The following is an 18,412-nucleotide window of genomic DNA, read 5'->3' on the forward strand; positions in this document are numbered from 1 at the left end:
GGCAGCGTGGAATGTCAACAAAAAAGGGGGCGTTTTCCGCCGCTGTCCCGGTGGCATTTGGGGGGCCGGTGTGCTATACTTAACAAAGAATTTTTCCACTGGGAGGCGGAATCTTGAAAGAGTATTTTGATCTGTTCTGGACCTTTGCCAAGATCGGCGGGGTCACCTTTGGCGGCGGCTACGCCATGCTGCCCATTCTGCAGCGGGAATGCGTGGACAAGCGCGGCTGGGCCACCGAGGAGGAAATGGCGGACTATTTTGCCATTGGCCAGTGCACCCCGGGCATCATCGCGGTGAATGTCTCCACCTTCATCGGCAACAAGCGCAAAGGCGTACTGGGCGGCATCGTCGCCACCGTGGGCTTCACCTTCTTCCCCATCATCCTGCTGTCGCTGGTGGCGGCGGGCCTGGGCTACCTGCTCACCTACCCCATCGTGCGCAGCGCCTTCGGCGGCGTGCGGGTGTGCGTGTGCGTGCTGATCCTGAACGCGGTGCTGCGGCTGTGGAAGAAATCGGTGCTGGACAAGCGCACACTGGGCATCTTCCTCGTGATCTTCCTGCTCTCGGTGTTCGGCGGGCTCTTGCCCGTTGCCATCTCCCCCGCCGTCTATGTGGTGGCGGCCGCCCTGGCCGGCCTGGTGCTGGCCCCGAAAACCGCGCAGAAGGAGGGTGAATGACCATGATCCTGACCCTTTTGCGGCTTTTTTACGAGTTTGTCAAGGTGGGCCTGTTCGCCATCGGCGGCGGGCTCGCCACCCTGCCCTTCCTGTATGACATGGCCGACACCATCGGCTGGTTCACCGCCTCCGACGTGGCCAACATGATCGCGGTGAGCGAGAGCACCCCCGGCGCTCTGGGCATCAACATGGCCACCTATGCCGGCTACATCACCGCCGGCGTGCCCGGCGGCATCATCGCCACCCTGGGCCTCATCAGCCCCTCCATCGTCATCATCCTCATCATCGCCCGGATGCTGAACAAGTTCAAGGACAACCCCCTGGTGCAGAAGGGGCTCTACGGGCTGCGGCCCGCCTCGGTGGCGCTGGTGGCCGCCGCGGGCGTGAGCGTGGCCGAGGTGACGCTGGTGAGCCTGCCCTCCATCCAGGCGGGCGCATGGGGCAGCGCCGTGGTCTGGCCGGCGGTGATCCTGGGCGCGGTGATCTTCATCGGCCAGCGCAAATTCCCCAAGATCCACCCGGTGGCTTTCATCGTGTTCGCGGGCATCGTGGGGGCGGTGTTCCGCTTCCCCGCCTGATCCATTCCTGTTTCAATGCCCAGAGGAGGCGACGGTATGTTTGCACGGGTGAACAGCTTCGGGGTGCAGGGCCTTGCGGGCTTTGCTGTCACCGCCGAGGCGGACATCAGCGGCGGCCTGCCCCAGTTCAGCATCGTGGGCCTGCCGGACAGCGCGGTGAAGGAATCCGCCGACCGGGTGCGCAGCGCCGCGAAAAACCTGGGATACACCTGGCCGGCCAGCCGCATCACGGTGAACCTGGCCCCGGCACGGCTGCGCAAGACCGGACCGGTGTACGACCTGCCGGTGCTGCTGGCCCTTTTGTGCGCCAGCGGCCAGCTGCCGGCTGTGGACGCCGGCTGCGCCTTTGTGGGGGAGCTTTCGCTGAGCGGGGCGCTGCGCCCGGTGACCGGCATGCTGCCCATGGCGCTGGCCGCCGCGAAGGCGGGCGTGACGACCCTGTTCGTGCCCGCCGAGAACGCCGCCGAGGCGGCGGCGGTGGAAGGGCTCACCGTGCTGGGCGCCGCCACCGCCGGCGAGGTGGTGGCTCACCTGCGGGGGGAGGCGCGGCTCTCCCCCACTCCGCCGCAGCCCTTTGTGCCGCAGGATACATGGGAAGGGCTGGACTTCGCGGATGTAAAAGGCCAGCTGGCGGCCCGCCGGGGGCTGGAGATCGCCGCCGCGGGCGGCCACAACCTGCTGATGATCGGCCCGCCGGGCACCGGCAAAAGCATGCTGGCCAAGCGCATGCCCGGCATCCTGCCGCCGCTGACCCCGGAGGAGGCGCTGGAGTGCACCGCCATCTGTTCGGTGGCGGGCCTTTTGCCCGCGGGCACCGGCCTTGTGCGCCAGCGGCCCTTCCGCAGCCCCCATCACAGCGTCAGCGCGGCGGCGCTGGCGGGCGGCGGCGCCAACGCCCGCCCGGGCGAGGTGAGCCTGGCCCACAACGGCGTGCTGTTTCTGGACGAACTGCCGGAGTTTCACCGGGACGCGCTGGAGGTGCTGCGGCAGCCGGTGGAGGACGGCAAGGTGACGGTGAGCCGGGCCGCGGCCACGGTGACCTGGCCAAGCCGGTTTATCCTGCTGGCGGCCATGAACCCCTGCAAATGCGGCTATTTCGGCCACCCCACCCGGGCCTGCACCTGCACCCCCAGCGCCATCGAGCGCTACCGCCACCGGGTGAGCGGCCCGCTGCTGGACCGCATCGACCTGCATGTGGAGGTGGGGCCGGTGCAGTACGACGAACTGGCCGGCAGCCAGCAGGCCGAGTGCAGTGCCGACATCCGCAAACGGGTCATCGCCGCCCGGGCCGTCCAGTCCGCCCGCTACGCCGGCGAGGGCATCCGCTGTAACAGCGAGTTGTCGGGGCGGCTGCTGCGCCGCTACTGCCAGCCGGACGCGGCGGCCGCCGCCCTGCTCCAGGCGGCCTTCGACCGGCTGGGGCTCTCCGCCCGGGCCTACGACCGCATCCTCAAGGTCAGCCGCACCATCGCCGACCTGGCGGGCTGCGAGCAGATCGGCGCGGTGCATCTGGCCGAGGCGCTGCAATACCGCTCGCTGGACCGCAAATACTGGTACGACAAATGAGCGTTTCGCCGCGCGCCTTGCCTTTTGCCGGGGAATGTGCTACTATATGAGAACGGTCGGTTCCGGCCGGATCCTGCCACCGGGTAGAGAATGCTGCGGCATTCGTTTGCGCATCGTTAGGTCTTTGAAGATGCGCAGGCGGATGCCGTTTTTTTGGAGGGTACCGATTGAACGCACTCGCTTTGCACAACTATTTTTCCCGGGCGGAAAAGCTGCTCTGGCTTTCCTCCGTGACCCTGATCCTTGCCGCCTTTCTGGCCTTTGACCGGGGAAACCTCACCGCGCTGGCGGCCTCCCTCATCGGCGTCACCTCTCTTTTGTTCAACGCCAAGGGCAATCCCGTGGGGCAGGTCATCGGCATCGCCTTCTGCCTGCTCTACGGCTTCATATCCTGGCACTACGCCTATTACGGCGAGATGATCACCTATCTGGGCATGACCTTCCCCATGTCGGTGGTGACGCTGGTGATCTGGCTGCGCAACCCCTACAACGGCGACCGGATGTGTGTGCAGGTGAACCGGCTGCGGCCGTTGGACCTGCTCTGGCTGGCGGTGGTGACGGCGGCGGTCACGGTGGTGTTCGGTTTCCTGCTGCGGGCGCTGAACACCGCGAACCTGGTACCCAGCATCGTGTCCATCTCCACCAGCACCATCGCGGTGTACCTCTCCTGGCGGCGCAGCCCCTGGTTCGCCGTGGGCTACGCCCTCAACGACCTGGTGCTGATCGTGCTTTGGGCGCTGGCCGCGGCCGAGGACCCGGGGGCGGTGTCCATGCTCATGTGCTTTATCGCCTTCCTGGCCAACGACCTCTACGGGTTCCGCAACTGGCGGCGGATGCTGCGCCAGCAGACCGCCTGATCCTGGCAGTCAAAACGGCCGCCGGGCCGTCCCCCCTTCCCGAGGGACGGCCCGGCGGCCTTGCTTTTTATGTCAGCGGGCGTAGCCGGTGGCGGGATCCACCACGCTGCGCAGCGGCTGCCCGGCGAAAAACCGGCGCAGATTTTCCTCACACAGTTCCACCACCCGCTCCAGCGTCTCCGGCTGGGCGTACTGCCCCGACACATGGGGCGTGAGGATGGTGTTGGGGGCGCTCCACAGCGGGTGATCCGCCGGCAGCGGCTCCGGGTCGGTGACGTCCAGCGCGGCCCCGCCGAGCCGCCCCCTCTCCAGGGCGCGGCAGAGAGCGTCGGTGTCCACCGCGCTGCCCCGGCCCACGTTGAGCACCACCGCCCCCTGCTTCAAAAGGCCGATGCGGCGGGCGTCCAGGGTGTGCCGGGTGGCGTCGCCCCCCGGCAGGCACAGGGCCACCACGTCGGCGGCGGGCAGCAGCTCGTCCAGCCGGTCGGGGCCGTACACCCTCAGGACCCAGTCAGGGGCTGCGGCGGGGCGGCGGCGCACCCCCACCACCTCGGCCCCCAGGGCGGCGGCCCGCCGGCCAAAGGAGCGGCCGATGTCCCCGAAGCCCACCACCAGCACCCGGCTGCCGGCCAGCAGCCGGATAAAGCCCAGGGGCTGCCACCGGTGTCCCCTCTGGTTTTCCAGATAGTCCGGCAGCCGCCGGAACAGCGCCAGCAGCGCCGCCAGCATATACTCGGCGATCACCGTGCCGTAGGCCCCGGTGGCGTTGGTGAGCACCGCCCCCGCCGGCAGCCGGCCGGGGACGCAGTAGCCCTCGGTGCCGGCGTTGTTCAGCTGGAGCCAGCGCAGCGACCGGCAATGGCGCAGCTGGGCGGGGTCGGCCAGGTTGCCCAGGATGATCTGCGCCCATTCCAGGTCGGCGGGGCCCGCCGCCGCCTTTTCCACAAAGCGCATCGGATGGCCCGGCGCGGCGGCGGCAAGACGCGCCCGCTGGCCGTCGTTCAGCGGCAGGGTGACAAGGATGTTCATGGATCGCACTCCTTCTGCGGTTTGCCTGCAAAAGCGCCGCGGCCAGCGCAAAAGGTCCGGGCAGAAACCCCTGCCCGGACCCGGCGGCGCGCAGGCGCGCTCATTGTTTTTCCTGTGTTGTTTCGTCCCGCTTTTTCTCGCCGAAGCGGTATTCGGTGCCGTTCAACAGGCGCCGGATGTTGGCCCGGTGCATCCAGACCACCAGCACGGCCATGGCCAGGGCGCACAGGGTGGTGAACAGCACGTCCCGCCCGGCGTACCAGCTGTAAAGGCCGGTAAAGACGGGATAGAGCACCGCCACCGTCACCGAGGCGAGGCTGACGATGCGGCTCGCGAAGGCGATGGAAAAGAAGACCACCGCCAGCGCCAGCAGCACCACCGGCTCGCTGGCCAGGATGGCCCCGGCGGCCACCGCCACGCCCTTGCCGCCCTTGAAGCCGAACCACACCGGCCACAGATGGCCGCACACCGCGCCGATGGCCGCCAGATACCCGGCATAGACGCCGTTGACCGCCACGCCGCCGGTGAGCAGCGTGCCCGCCCAGCGGCAGAGCATCACCGCCGCCACCCCCTTGAGCATGTCGCCCGCCAGGGTGAGGGCCGCGGCCTTTTTGCCGTAGGTGCGCAGGATGTTGGTGGTGCCTGCGTTGCCGCTGCCCTTGGTGCGGATGTCCTCGTGGTAGAGGCAGCGGCTCACCACCACGCCGAAGTTGATGCTGCCGAAGAGATAGCCCACCAGCAGCGGGATGGCGCCCATAAAGAGCACCGCCTGGGTCAGAGTCATGGTCTGCACCCTCCTTTGCGTTGATGCGCGGGCATCACTTGGTGCTGCCGTCGCCCCGCTCGCGGACGATCAGCCGCACGGGGGTGCCCTCCAGCCCGAAGGTCTCCCGGATCTGGTTCTCGATGTAGCGCTGGTAGGAGAAGTGGAACAGGTCCTTGCGGTTCACAAAGCACACAAACGTGGGCGGGCGGGTGGAGATCTGGGTCATGTAGTAGATCTTCAGCCTCCGGCCCTTGTCGCTGGGGGGCTGCACCCGGGCGGTGGCCCGGGCCAGCAGCTCGTTGAGCATGCCGGTGGTCACCCGCAGGGCGTTCTGCTCGTCCACATACTTGATGAGCTGGAACAGCCGGTCCACCCGCTGCCCGGTCTTGGCGCTGATGAAGATGATGGGCGCGTAACTCATGAAGCTGAAGTCGTTCATCAGCTTCTTGCGCACGGCGTCCATGGTCTTGTCGTCCTTTTCCACCGCGTCCCACTTGTTCACCGCGATGATGCAGGCCTTTCCCTGCTCGTGGGCGTAGCCGGCCACCTTGCTGTCCTGCTCGGTGAAGCCCTCCACCGCGTCGATCATAATCACGCACACCCGGCTGCGCTCCACCGCCGCCAGGCTGCGCAACACGCTGTAGCGCTCCACGCCGCTCTCCACCTTGCCCCGCTTGCGCAGGCCGGCGGTGTCGGTGAAGACAAAGCTGCCGTACTGGTTGTCCACCCGGCTGTCGATGGCGTCGCGGGTGGTGCCGGCCTCGTTGGCCACGATCATCCGCTCCTCGCCCAGGATGTAGTTCACCAGGCTGGATTTGCCCACGTTGGGCCGGCCGATCACCGCCACGGTGATGCGCTCGTCCTCCTCGGCGCCGTCCTGGGCGTCGGGCAGGTGGGCGCACACCGCGTCCAGCAGATCGCCGGTGCCGTGGCCGTGCACGCTGGACACCGGGAACACCTCGCCCAGCCCCAGGCTGTAAAAATCGTAGAGTTCCAGCGGCGGCTCGCCCACCTTGTCGCACTTGTTCACCGCCAGCACCACCGGCTTGCCGCTGCGCATGAGCATGGCGGCCACGTCCCGGTCCTGGGCGGTGACGCCGGCGTTGATGTCGGTGACCATGATGATGCAGTCCGCCGCGTCGATGGCCACCTGGGCCTGCTGGCGGATGTGGGCCAGGATGCCGTCCGCCTCGTTGGGGTCGATGCCGCCGGTGTCCACCAGCAGAAATTCCCGGTTCTGCCACTCGCACTCGCCGAAGATGCGGTCCCGGGTGACGCCGGGGGTGTCCTCCACGATGGCCAGCCGCTGGCCGACCAGTTTATTGAACAGGGTCGATTTGCCCACATTGGGGCGGCCGACCACTGCCACGATGGGTTTTCCCATATTGTTTCGCCTCCGTTCGTCGGTTGGGATGGGTGCGCTTTACGACAGCCGGAAGCCCAGCAGCGCCCGGGCCAGCGCCCCGCCGCCGCAGGGCAGCAGGTGCACCTTCACCCCCAGGGCCTTTTCCAGCCTGGGGATGGTCCAGTCGTCCAGAAAGCGGTCCTTCTCGTCCCGCAGCATCACCTCGGGCACGCCCAGATGCCGGCTTTTCAATTTCCCCTTGCACTGGGCCACGATGTCGGTGGCGGTGACAAGGCCGGTCACGCTCACGTTGCCGCCGAAAAAATCGTTGCGCACCGGGTACACCGTCAGCCGCACCTGGGGGTAGCGCCGGCTCAGCGCATCGGCCGCCTGGCCGATGAGGGGCGCCGCCAGCGTGCCGGTGACCAGATCCATTTTGCGGGGCAGCACCGGCCAGCGGGGCCGGTGGGCGCGCAGTTCCTCGAAAAACTCCTCGTGGAACAGCCGCCACATCCCCACCCCGTTTTCCAGCTGGGGATAATCCTCGTAAAAAGCGTCCGGCGGCACGGGCCGCCCGGCGCAGAGGTACCACTCGTCGCCGGGATACACCAGCCGGCAGCCGTACTGCTCCTTGCAGCGGTTGCCCCAGCGCTCCAGGATGTCCAGCACCTCGCGGCTGGAGGCCGCGTCGTAGGCCGTCAGCGGGTAGAGGCCCTTGCGGTAGCGGGTCAGCCCGCTGGGCACCGCGGCGATGCTGGCCGCCGCCGGGTACAGCCGGCACAGATCGCTCAGCGTTTTCTCCAGCGCCGCGCCGTCGTTGATGCCCCGGCAGAGCACCAGCTGAAAGTTCATCTGGATGCCCGCCTGGGCAAACCGGTCCAGATACTCCAGCACCCGCCCCGCGTTCTTGTTGGCCATCATCCGCACCCGCAGGTCCGGGTCGGTGGTGTGCACCGAGATGTTGATGGGCGAGATGTGCATCTTGACGATGCGCTCGGCCTCCCGCTCGGAGAGGTTCGTGAGGGTGATATAGTTGCCGAACAGAAAGGAGAGGCGCTCGTCGTCGTCCTTGAAATAGAGCGTTTCCCGCAGGCCCTTGGGCATCTGGTCGATGAAGCAGAACATGCAGTGGTTGGCGCAGGAGTGCTTTTTGTCGATCAGATAGGTCTCAAACTCACAGCCGAAGGGCTCATACTCCCCCTTCTCCGCCTGCAGGTATTCCAGCTTCCCGCCCCGCTGCACCGCCAGGCGCAGCGAAGGGCCGGAGGTGTAGAACTGGTAGTCCAGCATGTCGTTGATCTCGTTGCCGTCGGCGCTGAGCAGGGTGTCGCCGGCACGCAGGCCCAGTTTTTCCGCCGCCGAGCCCTTGTCCACACTTTTGATGCGAACCGCCATTTCCTTCTTGCCGCCTTTCTGCCGGATTTCAAAAGAAAAAGGGGAAGGCGCTGCCCTCCCCTTACTTCTGCGGGAAGCGGATCACGCTTCCTTCTTGACGATTTCCTTGCCCTTGTAGTAGCCGCAGTTGCCGCATACCTGATGGGGGAGCTTGTACTCGCCGCACTGGCTGCATTTGACCAGAGCGGGGGCCTCCAGCTTCCACACAGAGGAGCGACGCTTGTCGCGCCGTGCCTTGGAAACCTTTCTCTTGGGTACTGCCATTTTAAGCACCTCCTCTAATGTGAATCTTCGCTTAGCAGTTGTTTTAATATAGCAAGCCCTTGGTTTGCGGCAGGCGTTTCGGCCTCTGCCGTACAGCAGGAACAGCCTGCCGCTTTGGGTTGTCCGCAAACGGGGCATAGCCCTTGACAATCCGGGCTGCAAAGCAGCACGGTGGGGAACTCCAGCACCAGTTCCTGAAAGGCGAGCTCGTCAATGTCAAGCACGCCCTGTTCGCTGATGGGAAGTTCCAGCTCGTCGCTTTCGAGATCGGCCTGGCCCACGGACCAGTGCCGCTGGATGCTGCACGAGCAGGACGCGGGCGCAAGGCACCGCGCGCAGGGGGCGGTCACCTCAGCCTGGAGGGCAAGATGCAGCTGCGCTTTGCCGTTTTCGTCCAGCGCGGCGCCAAACTCGCCGGTGACCGGCCCGACCGGTTCATAGCCCGGCCAGTCCCAACCGGAAAGGTCGCATTCCAGCGCCGCCGTGTAGGGCACGCGCCCGGTGCGCAGGAACTGTTTCAGGTCAAAATGCATACTTCACCTCAAAAAGACCGCCTAACTATTATATCCAATGCGCCCTTCTTTGTCAACACATAATTTTAAAGCGGGGGCCATTTTTTTGACCCCCGCCCCAAACGCACCTCTGCGCGCCTTACAGGTACTTCTTCACGTCTTCGGGCAGGTCCTCGGCCGCCGCGGAGATGGTGATGGTCACGTTGGTGCCGGCGGTGGCGGCCAGGCCCTCCACCTTGGCCAGGAACGCGCCCAGGCCGGCCAGGTCGTGATTGCAGGTCTTCATGATGCCGTCGATGAACAGCTCGGTGATATCGTAATTGCCGGCCAGTACGCCCGCCACAAAACCATAAAGCATCTCGTAACCGCTGATGCCGTATCCGTCAAGGTCCACCAGGCGGGCGGCATGGTCGATGTCGTAGGTCAGCTGCATGGACTTCTCAAGCACGACCACGTTGCCGGCGGTGCTCTTGGTCACGGCATTGATGTGCTCGATCATCGTCTTGGTCTTGCCGGTGCCTTTGGTGCCAACGATCAGTTTAATCATATAGAGGGTACCTCCTTTATTTTTCAGGACGCGGACGAATGGGCCCGCGCCCATACGGCTCATGTGTTATTGCAGCTTCGCTTCCAGTTCGGCCTTGCGGTCCTCGTAGCCGGGCTTGCCCAGCAGCGCGAACATGTTCTTCTTGTAACTCTCCACGCCGGGCTGATCGAAGGGGTTCACGCCCAGCATATAGCCGCTGATGGCGCAGGCCCGCTCGAAGAAGTAGATCAGCCAGCCCAGGTCGTACTCGGAAAGGCCGGGCACCTCCAGCAGGATGTTGGGCACGTTGCCGTCGGTGTGGGCCAGCACGGTGCCCTGCATCGCCTTCTGGTTCACCACGCTCATGTTCTGGCCGGCCAGGAAGTTCAGCCCGTCCCGGTTCTCGGCGTCCTCCTCGATGAACAGGTCCTTCGCGGGGGCGGCGATGTTCACCACCGTCTCGAACATAATGCGGCTGCCCTCCTGGACGAACTGGCCCATGCTGTGCAGGTCGGTGGAGAAGATCACGCTGGTGGGCATCAGGCCCTTGTTGTCCTTGCCTTCGCTCTCGCCGTAAAGCTGCTTGTACCACTCGTTCATCATGGTAAAGTTTGGCTCGTAGGCGGCCATCAATTCAACGCTCTTGCCCTTGCGGTACAGAATGTTGCGGGCGGCGGCGTATTTGTAGCAGTCGTTGTCCGGCGTGCAGGCGGAATACTCGGCCCGGGCGTCCGCCGCGCCCTGCATCAGCCGGTCGATGTCGCAGCCGGCGCAGGCGATGGGCAGAAGGCCCACGGCGGTGAGCACCGAGTAGCGGCCGCCCACGTCGTCGGGCACCACAAAGGTGGGCCAGCCCTCCTCGTCCGCCTCTTGTTTCAGGGTACCGCGGGTCTTGTCGGTGGTGGCGTAGATGCGGTTTTTGGCCTCCTCCTTGCCATAGCGGTCCTCCAGGTACTTTTTGAAGACCCGGAAGGCCAGCGCCGGCTCGGTGGTGGTGCCGGACTTGGAGATCACGTTCACGCTCACCCGTTTGCCCTCGCAGCAGGCCAGGATGTCGTTCAGATAAGCCGGCGAGATGGAGTTGCCGGCGAAGAAGATCTGGGGCGTATCCTTGCAGGTGCAGTTGTACATCTGGCCCTTGATGGCCTCGATGGCGGCACGGGCGCCCAGGTAGGAGCCGCCGATGCCGATGACCACCAGCACGTCGGAATCCGAGCGGATCTTGGCCGCCGCGGCCTTGATGCGGGCGAACTCCTCCTTGTCGTAGTTGACGGGCAGATCCACCCAGCCCAGAAAATCGTTGCCGGGGCCGGTGCGCTCCTCCAACAGTTTGTGGGCCGTTTCCACCTGGGGCCAGATGGCGCCCCACTCGCCCTCGTTCACAAAGCCCTTCAGGTGTTTTCCGTTGAATTTCACGCTCATGTTATGCTCTCCCGTCCTCTTGCCCGGCCCGCCGCCGGGGCTGTCTGTCCGGGCGGCAAAAGCCGGGTGTTTGTTTGTAATAACTATACCGTTTTGCCCGTATAAAGTCAAGGTGGGCAGGCCGGGATTTGCCAAAAAATCAGAGGGCGATCAGCGCGCTCAGCAGCCGCTCAAACCCCAGGCGCGCCGTCATGGGCTGCACCTCTTCAGCCGCCGTGACCGGCCAGGCGCCCAGCGCCGTCTCGCCGGAATACACCGTCACCGTGCCCACCTGCTGCCCCTCGGCCAGCGGGGCGGCGAGGGTCTGGGGCAGTTCCAGCACGGCGGAGAGGGACGCGCCCTCCCCTTTTTTTACCAGCAGCTTTTCGGGCGCCGCGTAGCGCAGGCCCACCGTCTCCCGGGCGCCGCCGGTCACCGGCAGGCTGGCCGGGGCGTTTTCCGGCGCGGGGGCGGCGGCGTTTTCAAAATTCGCAAAGCCGTAGTCCAGCAGGGCGGTGGCGGCGTCGAACCGCTCGCCGCTGGACGCCGCCCCCAGCACCACCGCCAGCAGGTCAAGGCCGTCCCGGCTGGCGCTGGCGGAGATGCACACCCCCGCGCCGCTGGTGGTGCCGGTCTTGAGGCCGGTGATGCCCTGGTAGCGCTTGAGCAGCTTGTTGGTGTTGAGCAACTGGGTGGTGCCGCCCCGCAGCGTGTCCATCCAGATCGTTGTGTACCCGGTGATCTGCGGGTGTTTCAGCAGCATCTCCCGGCTCATGATGGCCACGTCCCGGGCGGTGGACAGGTGCCCCTCCTCGTCCAGCCCGCAGGCGTTTTTAAAGGTGGTGTTCGCCATGCCCAGCGCCGCGGCCTTCTGGTTCATCTGCTCCACAAAAGCCGGCTCCGAACCGCCGATGAACTCCGCCACCGCCACCGCCGCGTCGTTGGCGCTGGACACGCAGATGGCCTTGATCATCTCGTCCAGGGTGAAGGTCTCCCCCGGCTCCAGCCAGATCTGGCTGCCGCCCATGTTGTAGGCGTGGTCGGAGACGGGCACCGTGTCCTGCAGGCTCACCTTCCCCGCCTCGATGGCCTCAAAGGTGAGCAGCAGGGTCATCACCTTGGTGATGGAGGCGATGGGCATGGGGGTGTCCGGCTCCTTTTCATAGAGCACCGTGCCGCTGGACAGGTCGATCAGCAGCGCGGCGCGGCAGGGCACGTCGAAGTCGGGCAGGGCAAAGCGCCCGGTGGAGAGCGTCTCGGCCGAGGCGGGCAGACACATCGCCGCCGCCAGCACCAGGCACAGCGCCAGGGCCAGCAGTCTTTTTTTCAGCATAAAGACATCTTCCTCTCTTTTCACAGGCCCGGGGGCCGGTTTTGTCTATGGTATGTATATGCCGCCCGGGGGGAGATATAGCCCCGCGCCCTTGCGAATTTGCCCGCCGGGCCGTATAATAGGCCCAGAACACCCGCCGTTTTCGGCGTTTTGCAAAGGAGACACATTCATGCGCGTGAGCTTTTACACCCTGGGCTGCAAGGTGAACCAGAACGAGACCGGGGCGCTGGAGCAGCTGTTTTTGCGCCGGGGCTATACCCTCGCGGCCGAGGGCGAGGCGGCGGACGTCTATGTGGTGAACAGCTGCACGGTCACCGCCGGGGGCGACAAGAAGAGCCGCCAGTGGCTGCGGCGGGCCAAGCGCCGCAACCCGGACGCGGTGACGGTGCTGGCGGGCTGCTACCCCCAGGCGTTTCCCGAGGAGGCCGCGGGCCTGGAGGAAGCGGACGTGGTGGTGGGCAACGTGGGCCGGGCCGCCATGCTGGAGGACATCCAGAAAGCGCTGGACAGCGGCGAGCGGGTGGTGGACGTGCGCGCCCACGAGAAGGGCGAGCGGTTCGAGGAACTGCCCATGGAGAGTTTCGAGGGCCACACCCGGGCCTTCATCAAGGTGCAGGACGGCTGCAACCGCCGCTGCGCCTACTGCGTCATCCCCCGGGCCCGGGGCGCCAGCCGCAGCCGCAGCGAGGCCAGTGTGCTGGCGGAACTGGCGGCGCTGGCCTCCGCCGGTTATAAAGAGGTGGTGCTCAGCGGCATCAACCTGCCCAGCTACGGCAAAGACACCGGCACCGATCTCGTGAGCCTGATCGAGGCCGCGGCCAAGGTGGAGGGCATCCAGCGCATCCGGCTGGGGAGCCTTGAGCCGGACCTGCTGGACGACGAGTCCATCGCCCGGATGGCGGCGGTGCCTCAGCTGTGCCCCCAGTTCCACCTCTCGCTGCAGAGCGGCTGCACCGCCACGTTGCGGCGGATGCGCCGGGTGTACACCGCCGACGAGTACGCCCGGGTGGTGGAAAAGCTGCGGGCGGCCTACGGCGGCGCGGCCAGCTTCACCACCGACGTGATCGTGGGCTTTGCCGGCGAGACGGAGGAGGAGTTCTGCGAGAGCCTGGCCTTCGTGCAGGCCCAGCGCTTTTTGAAGGTGCATGTGTTCCCCTACTCCCGCCGGGCGGGCACGCCGGCGGCGGATTTCCCCGACCAGCTCACCGAGGCGGAGAAGGCCGACCGGGTGCACCGGATGCAGACGGCGGCGGACGCGGTGCGAAACGACCTTGCCCGGGCAATGGCGGGCAGCGAGGACACCGTGCTGCTGGAAAAGCCGCTGAGCGCCAGCCTTTTCACCGGCTACACCCGGCTGTATCTGCCGGTGGCGGTGAAGGCCCCCGGCGCGGCGGCGGGGCAGATCCTGCCGGTGCGACTGCTGGACTGGGACGGCGAGCGCGCCCGGGCCGAGGCCCTTTGACGGAACAGACAGAAAGCGGCGCTTTCCCTTTGGCGTGGAGGGAAGGCGCCGCTTATTATCGTTATTGCCGGTTTCCCGCCGGGGCGCGGCGGGCGGCCAGCACCTCCCGCAGCTGACGCCCCGCCCCCAGGGGCAGCAGAAAGAGGCAGAACAGCCCGCCGGTGGCCGCACCGCTGCACGCCACCTGCCACAGATCGCCCGCCGGGGCCGCGATGCGCACCAAGGTCTGCCCCAAAGCCGCCGCCGCGGCAAAAAGCAGCGCCGGCTGGAAAAACCACTCGAACCACCGTGTGCGGATGCCGGTGACCTTGCGGATGCGGAAGATGTTCAGCAGCGCCGAGGTCACGTTGGAGGCCCACATCACCGCCAAAAAACCCGCCATGCCCAGGCGGGGCATGAGCAGCAGCACCAGCGCGATGCGCAGCACCGAGTCCCAGAGGCTGAAGCGGAAGGTGGCCACCTCCTCCCCCAGGCCCTTGAGGATGGAGTCGCCCATGGCGTCCAGATACATCCCGGGCAGCACCGGGGCCAGCACCAGCAGGTAAAGGCCCACGCTCTCGTCGTGGTAGAGCAGGCGCGCCAGCGGCGCCGCGTTCAGGGCGATGAGCCCGCCCGCCAGCACCGAAAACAGGTTGGTGAACAGCATGATGCGGCCCACCAGCGTCTCCAGCGTGCGGCGCTGGCCCAGGATGTGCGCCCGGGTGATCTCCGGCAGCAGCAGGGTGGCCAGCGGCGTTAAAAAGGAGAAGGGAAAGAGCAGCACCGGCATGGCCATGCCCTTGAGCGCGCCAAACTGGGCCAGGCTCTCCGCCCGGCTGCCGAGAAAGGCCAGCAGACAGGCGGGCACCAGCATATTCTCCGCCGTGTGGAGGGCGCTGTCCAGGCAGCGGCCTCCCTCCACCGGCAGCAGGATGTGCCGGATGCGCCCGCCGGTGTCCGGCGGGGGAACGGGGTGCACATCGCCGAACAGGCGGCGGGCATCTTTGCGGCAGTCGTGCCAAAGCAGCAGGCAGGCCAGCGCCTCGCTGACGGTGTTGCCCGCCACCAGCGCGGCACAGGCGTACTGCGCGCCCCACGCGCCCGCCGCCGGCAGCACCGCCGCCGCCATGGCGATGCGCACCGCCTGCTCAAAGACCTGGCTTTTCACCCCGGGGCCCACCCGCTGCCGGGCGAAGAAATACCCCTTGTACACCGCCGCCAATGCCATGAAGGGCAGGCTGGGGGCCAGCACCAGCAGGCTCAGGGCGGCGCGCGCGTCCCCCAAAGCGAGGCGGGCCAGCGGCTGCGCCAGAGCCCCCTGGGCCGCCCCCGCGGCAAGGCCCAGCCACAGCGCCAGGTGTGTCAGCCGGGCCATCACGCCGGCGGCCCGGGCGGGCACCGGGCGGGCCAGTTCCTCGGCGGCCAGGCGGGTGGCAGCCACCGAGATGCCCGCCGTGGCGGCGGTGATGCTCATGCCGTAGACCGTGAAGATCAGCTGATAAAGGCCCATCCCCTCGGCTCCCAGCAGCCCCGCGATGTACACCCGCAGCACCATGCCCGCCGCCCGCAGGCCCAGGCCGGTGACCGTGAGGATCGCCGCGTTTTTCAGATAACTGCGCACACCGGCCATGGATCCGCCCCCCTGTTTGTCTCGCTCCATTCTTATGCGCACGGCGGCAAAAAGTATGCCCCGCCACCTTTTCTTCCCCGCCGGTTTGTGCTACTATTAAGAGGACTACAACAGGAGGTTTTTGTATGATCGAAACGATCCGACAGGCGGCCGCCTTCCTGCGGGAGAGGCTGCCCGCCGCGCCCCAGGTGGGGCTGGTGCTGGGCAGCGGCCTGGGCGGCCTTGCAGACCGGCTGGAAAACCCGGTGTACATCCCCTATGCCGAGATCCCGGGCTTTGCGGTGTCCACCGCGCCGGGCCACGCCGGGCGCTTTGCGGCCGGGCTGCTGGCGGGCAAACAGGTGCTGTGCATGCAGGGCCGGCTGCACTTTTACGAGGGGCACTCCATGGAGGACATCGTCTTCCCCGTGCGGGTGATGAAGGAGCTGGGCATCGGGGCGCTCATCCTCACCAACGCCGCCGGGGGCGTGAACCTGGACTTTGCGGTGGGCGACCTGATGGTCATCGAGGACCACATCAACTTTATGGGCCGCAACCCCCTCACCGGCCCCAACGACGAGGCGGTGGGCCCCCGCTTTTGCGACATGACCTTCGCCTACACCCCCGCGCTGCGCCAGCTGGCGCTGGAGGTGGCCGCCCAGCAGGGCATCCAGGTGCGCACCGGCGTGTATCTGGGCTATATGGGCCCCAGCTATGAGACCCCGGCGGAGATCCGCGCCTTCCGCACCCTGGGTGCCGACGCGGTGGGCATGAGCACCGTGCCCGAGGTGATCGCCGCCAGCCACTGCGGCCTGCCGGTGCTGGCCATCAGCCTGATCACCAACATGGCGGAGGGCATTGAAAAGAAGAAGCTTTCGGGCGAGGAGGTCATCGCCATCGCCGACCGGCGCGCCCAGGTCCTGCAGGGCCTGGTGCAGGGCGTGGTGGCGCGGCTGTGACCCGTCGTTCCGCGAGATAAAGGAGAGGAAAAGCCAATGAGCGAATGCACCCATGATTGCAGCAGCTGTTCCGCCAATTGCGCCAGCCGCCAGAACCCCCAGGACTTTCACGAACCGCCCCACCAGCTGAGCAGCATCAAAAAGGTCATCGGCGTGGTGAGCGGCAAGGGCGGCGTGGGCAAGAGCATGACCAGCGCCCTGCTGGCGGTGGAGATGCGCCGCCGGGGCTACCGGGTGGGCGTGCTGGACGCCGACATCACCGGCCCCTCCATCCCCAAGCTCTTCGGCATCCACGGCCGGGCGCTGGGGGATGAAAACGGCATCTGGCCCATCCAGAGCCGCACCGGCATCGACGTGATGAGCGTGAACCTTTTGCTGGAAAACGAGGAGGACCCGGTGGTGTGGCGCGGGCCGGTGATTGCCGGGGCGGTGAAGCAGTTCTGGCAGGAGGTCATCTGGAAGGATGTGGACTTCCTGTTCGTGGACATGCCTCCGGGAACCGGCGACGTGCCCCTGACCGTGTTCCAGACCCTGCCGGTGGACGGCATTGTGGTGGTGACCAGCCCGCAGGAACTGGTGAGCATGATCGTGGGCAAGGCCGTGAAGATGGCCCAGATGATGAACATCCCCATCCTGGGCGTGGTGGAGAACATGAGTTACCTGGTCTGCCCCGACTGCGGCAAAAAGATCTCCGTCTTCGGCGACAGCCATCTGGAAGAGACTGCCCAAAAGTTCGGCGTGAAGGTGCTGGCGAAGATGCCGCTGGACCCGCAGCTGACCGCCTGCGCCGACGGCGGCGCCATCGAGACCTATGTGACCGACGCGCTGAGCGGCGCGGCGGACGCGGTACAGGCCTTGCTGGGTGACGCGCAATGAAAAAGCGTCCCGGCCTGTGGCGGCAGCTGCGCCAGGGGCTCAGCCCCCTGCTGGTGATCACTTGGCTGGTGGTGCTGGCGGTGGTGTTCGGCCTGGCCGTTTTCAGCTGGCAGGCGTTCCTGTAAAACGAAACGGGCGGGGCTGTGTTCCGGCACAGCCCCCTTTTTGAGCGCGCGGCCGCATGCGGCGGCGCTTCCGTCCCCGGGAACGGCCGGGCGCTGCGGCGCCGCGCAGAGCGGTCCGCCGCGGTCCCCGCACTTTTGGAGCGGGGCCAACCAGTAAAAAAAGCCCTCGTGCCATGGCACGAGGGCTTTTTTTACTGGTTACAGCGCAAAGCTGTTTGTTCTCGTTCTCCGGAGCAAAGGCTCAGCCGTATGCCCGCATCCTTTGGAGAATGTCGTAAATCTGTTCAAAAGCCTCCGCCTTGTGGGAGGGGACCCAGTTGTTCCGCTCCTCGTCGTAGACCTTCCACGACTTTTCCTCCTGCGCCCAGGCCCAGAGATCGACCCGGCTGGCGCCATGCTCAAACTTGGGCACGAAGCCTCCGGCGGGCAGGTCCTCCCAGTTGAGGGTGGTGCAGCTGAAGGCGTTTTCCGCCGTGAGTTTCACCATCCCCTGATAGGCCGAGTGGCCCAGGATCTGCAGGTCCTCGGCGTTGATGGCCCCCATCTCCCGCAGGTCATCCAGAAACGCGTCGTACTGCGCCCGGGTCATGGAGCGGGGATCGTACTTTTCCGCCAGAGCCTTCCATTCCCCGGAGGTCATGGTCTCATCCAGATCGGGCTGTTCTTCATGGGTGCCGGGGTTGCGGGCAAAGTAGTCCGCGAAATACGCGTTCATGGCCGCCCGATCCTCCTCGTCCCTGGGCACCACAATGCTGGCCGTTGGCGCGGTGCCGTTCACGACCTCGCTCCAACTCACGGTTTTCAGTTGGGAGGCATCGGCCGTATTGGGGGTGTTGGCCGCGTTTTTGTGGGATGTGCGGAGCGTTCTGTCATTCAAAGGCATCATTCCGATGGAACCGATCATAGCTGCATTCCTCGCTTTTCTTCAAAACATATCTCCTGTATTTTTATCGGCACAACTCCCGAAACATATAAGAGAGCCGGGAAATATTTTCAAATTCACTCTGCGGGCATATAACAGCACGCAACGGCGGCACGCGCCTCTCGCACCGTTCCGCTGGCGGCATGCCCCAGAACGCAAGCGCTTTTGGGCAGGGGCCTCATTCCCTTTCGCAAAAGCGTCCGCAACAAAAACAACCGCAGATCATCGCCC

Annotated in this window: 19 protein-coding genes and 1 pseudogene; 8 read left to right on the plus strand and 12 right to left on the minus strand. The window is 66.2% G+C overall.

Annotation, left to right across the window (positions count from 1 at the left end; all coding sequences use genetic code 11):
- Positions 1-113: 113 nt before the first annotated feature.
- From ACH2A7_RS11485 to pnuC, 4 genes are all read left to right on the plus strand, one after another.
- Positions 114-677 carry a chromate transporter gene (locus ACH2A7_RS11485; RefSeq protein WP_394962072.1) on the plus strand — a complete coding sequence of 188 codons (564 nt, stop codon included), beginning with the start codon at positions 114-116 and terminating at the stop codon, positions 675-677.
- A complete protein-coding gene (locus tag ACH2A7_RS11490) occupies positions 674-1,255 on the plus strand; it encodes a chromate transporter (protein ID WP_394962073.1) in 582 nt (193 codons plus the stop codon). Before ACH2A7_RS11485 ends, ACH2A7_RS11490 begins: the two co-directional genes overlap by 4 nt.
- 36 nt (positions 1,256-1,291) lie before the next feature.
- Positions 1,292-2,821: a YifB family Mg chelatase-like AAA ATPase gene (locus ACH2A7_RS11495; RefSeq protein ID WP_394962074.1), complete on the plus strand. Its 1,530-nt coding sequence runs from the start codon at positions 1,292-1,294 to the stop codon at positions 2,819-2,821.
- A 167-nt stretch (positions 2,822-2,988) separates the two neighbouring features.
- On the plus strand, positions 2,989-3,678 hold the full coding sequence (gene pnuC / locus ACH2A7_RS11500) for a nicotinamide riboside transporter PnuC (RefSeq protein ID WP_394962075.1): 690 nt from the start codon (positions 2,989-2,991) through the stop codon (positions 3,676-3,678).
- A 72-nt stretch (positions 3,679-3,750) separates the two neighbouring features.
- Here the strand turns inward: pnuC and ACH2A7_RS11505 are convergent, their stop codons facing one another.
- The 10 genes and pseudogenes from ACH2A7_RS11505 to ACH2A7_RS11550 form a co-directional block, all read right to left on the minus strand.
- Positions 3,751-4,707, minus strand: coding sequence for a D-2-hydroxyacid dehydrogenase (locus ACH2A7_RS11505; RefSeq protein ID WP_394962076.1), 957 nt, complete (start codon positions 4,705-4,707; stop codon positions 3,751-3,753).
- A 100-nt stretch (positions 4,708-4,807) separates the two neighbouring features.
- Positions 4,808-5,491 (minus strand): glycerol-3-phosphate 1-O-acyltransferase PlsY, encoded by a 684-nt coding sequence (plsY, locus tag ACH2A7_RS11510; RefSeq protein WP_394962077.1) that lies wholly within the window; start codon positions 5,489-5,491, stop codon positions 4,808-4,810.
- A gap of 34 nt (positions 5,492-5,525) precedes the next feature.
- The gene (gene der / locus ACH2A7_RS11515; protein ID WP_394962078.1) at positions 5,526-6,857 is read right to left on the minus strand and encodes a ribosome biogenesis GTPase Der; all 1,332 of its coding nucleotides are present in this window, start codon (positions 6,855-6,857) and stop codon (positions 5,526-5,528) included.
- Positions 6,858-6,896: 39 nt separating this feature from the next.
- A complete protein-coding gene (locus ACH2A7_RS11520) occupies positions 6,897-8,060 on the minus strand; it encodes a DUF512 domain-containing protein (protein ID WP_394962104.1) in 1,164 nt (387 codons plus the stop codon).
- Between the two features lie 3 nt (positions 8,061-8,063).
- Positions 8,064-8,243 (minus strand): annotated as a pseudogene (locus tag ACH2A7_RS11525) (PDZ domain-containing protein); the annotation flags it as partial.
- A gap of 51 nt (positions 8,244-8,294) precedes the next feature.
- Positions 8,295-8,477, minus strand: a complete 183-nt coding sequence (rpmF, locus tag ACH2A7_RS11530; protein WP_177521942.1) for a 50S ribosomal protein L32 — start codon at positions 8,475-8,477, stop codon at positions 8,295-8,297.
- Positions 8,478-8,491: 14 nt separating this feature from the next.
- The gene (locus ACH2A7_RS11535; protein WP_394962079.1) at positions 8,492-9,010 is read right to left on the minus strand and encodes a YceD family protein; all 519 of its coding nucleotides are present in this window, start codon (positions 9,008-9,010) and stop codon (positions 8,492-8,494) included.
- 118 nt (positions 9,011-9,128) lie between these two features.
- Positions 9,129-9,536: a hypothetical protein gene (locus ACH2A7_RS11540; RefSeq protein ID WP_394962080.1), complete on the minus strand. Its 408-nt coding sequence runs from the start codon at positions 9,534-9,536 to the stop codon at positions 9,129-9,131.
- Positions 9,537-9,602: 66 nt separating this feature from the next.
- Complete coding sequence (locus ACH2A7_RS11545; RefSeq protein WP_394962081.1) at positions 9,603-10,937, minus strand: glucose-6-phosphate isomerase; 1,335 nt, start codon at positions 10,935-10,937, stop codon at positions 9,603-9,605.
- A gap of 139 nt (positions 10,938-11,076) precedes the next feature.
- A complete protein-coding gene (locus ACH2A7_RS11550) occupies positions 11,077-12,249 on the minus strand; it encodes a D-alanyl-D-alanine carboxypeptidase family protein (RefSeq protein WP_394962082.1) in 1,173 nt (390 codons plus the stop codon).
- Positions 12,250-12,418: 169 nt separating this feature from the next.
- Here ACH2A7_RS11550 and mtaB point away from each other — a divergent pair, with 169 nt between their 5' ends.
- The gene (gene mtaB / locus ACH2A7_RS11555; RefSeq protein WP_394962083.1) at positions 12,419-13,711 is read left to right on the plus strand and encodes a tRNA (N(6)-L-threonylcarbamoyladenosine(37)-C(2))-methylthiotransferase MtaB; all 1,293 of its coding nucleotides are present in this window, start codon (positions 12,419-12,421) and stop codon (positions 13,709-13,711) included.
- Positions 13,712-13,772: 61 nt separating this feature from the next.
- Here the strand turns inward: mtaB and ACH2A7_RS11560 are convergent, their stop codons facing one another.
- On the minus strand, positions 13,773-15,320 hold the full coding sequence (locus ACH2A7_RS11560; protein WP_394962084.1) for a polysaccharide biosynthesis C-terminal domain-containing protein: 1,548 nt from the start codon (positions 15,318-15,320) through the stop codon (positions 13,773-13,775).
- Between the two features lie 125 nt (positions 15,321-15,445).
- On the opposite strand from ACH2A7_RS11560, the gene ACH2A7_RS11565 reads away from it, so the two are divergent.
- The 3 genes from ACH2A7_RS11565 to ACH2A7_RS11575 are packed head-to-tail and all read left to right on the plus strand — an operon-like array spanning position 15,446 to position 17,259.
- The gene (locus ACH2A7_RS11565; protein WP_394962085.1) at positions 15,446-16,258 is read left to right on the plus strand and encodes a purine-nucleoside phosphorylase; all 813 of its coding nucleotides are present in this window, start codon (positions 15,446-15,448) and stop codon (positions 16,256-16,258) included.
- 36 nt (positions 16,259-16,294) lie between these two features.
- Entirely contained in the window at positions 16,295-17,134 is an 840-nt protein-coding gene (locus ACH2A7_RS11570; protein ID WP_394962086.1) for a P-loop NTPase, read from the plus strand.
- Positions 17,131-17,259 carry a hypothetical protein gene (locus tag ACH2A7_RS11575; protein WP_394962087.1) on the plus strand — a complete coding sequence of 43 codons (129 nt, stop codon included), beginning with the start codon at positions 17,131-17,133 and terminating at the stop codon, positions 17,257-17,259. Before ACH2A7_RS11570 ends, ACH2A7_RS11575 begins: the two co-directional genes overlap by 4 nt.
- A 241-nt stretch (positions 17,260-17,500) precedes the next feature.
- Here ACH2A7_RS11575 and ACH2A7_RS11580 read toward each other — a convergent pair whose 3' ends face one another.
- Positions 17,501-18,163 carry a hypothetical protein gene (locus ACH2A7_RS11580; RefSeq protein ID WP_394962088.1) on the minus strand — a complete coding sequence of 221 codons (663 nt, stop codon included), beginning with the start codon at positions 18,161-18,163 and terminating at the stop codon, positions 17,501-17,503.
- Positions 18,164-18,412: the final 249 nt, after the last annotated feature.

It is taken from the genome of Candidatus Allofournierella merdavium (assembly GCF_944382735.1).
In the GTDB taxonomy this organism is placed as follows: domain Bacteria; phylum Bacillota; class Clostridia; order Oscillospirales; family Ruminococcaceae; genus Allofournierella_A; species Allofournierella_A merdavium.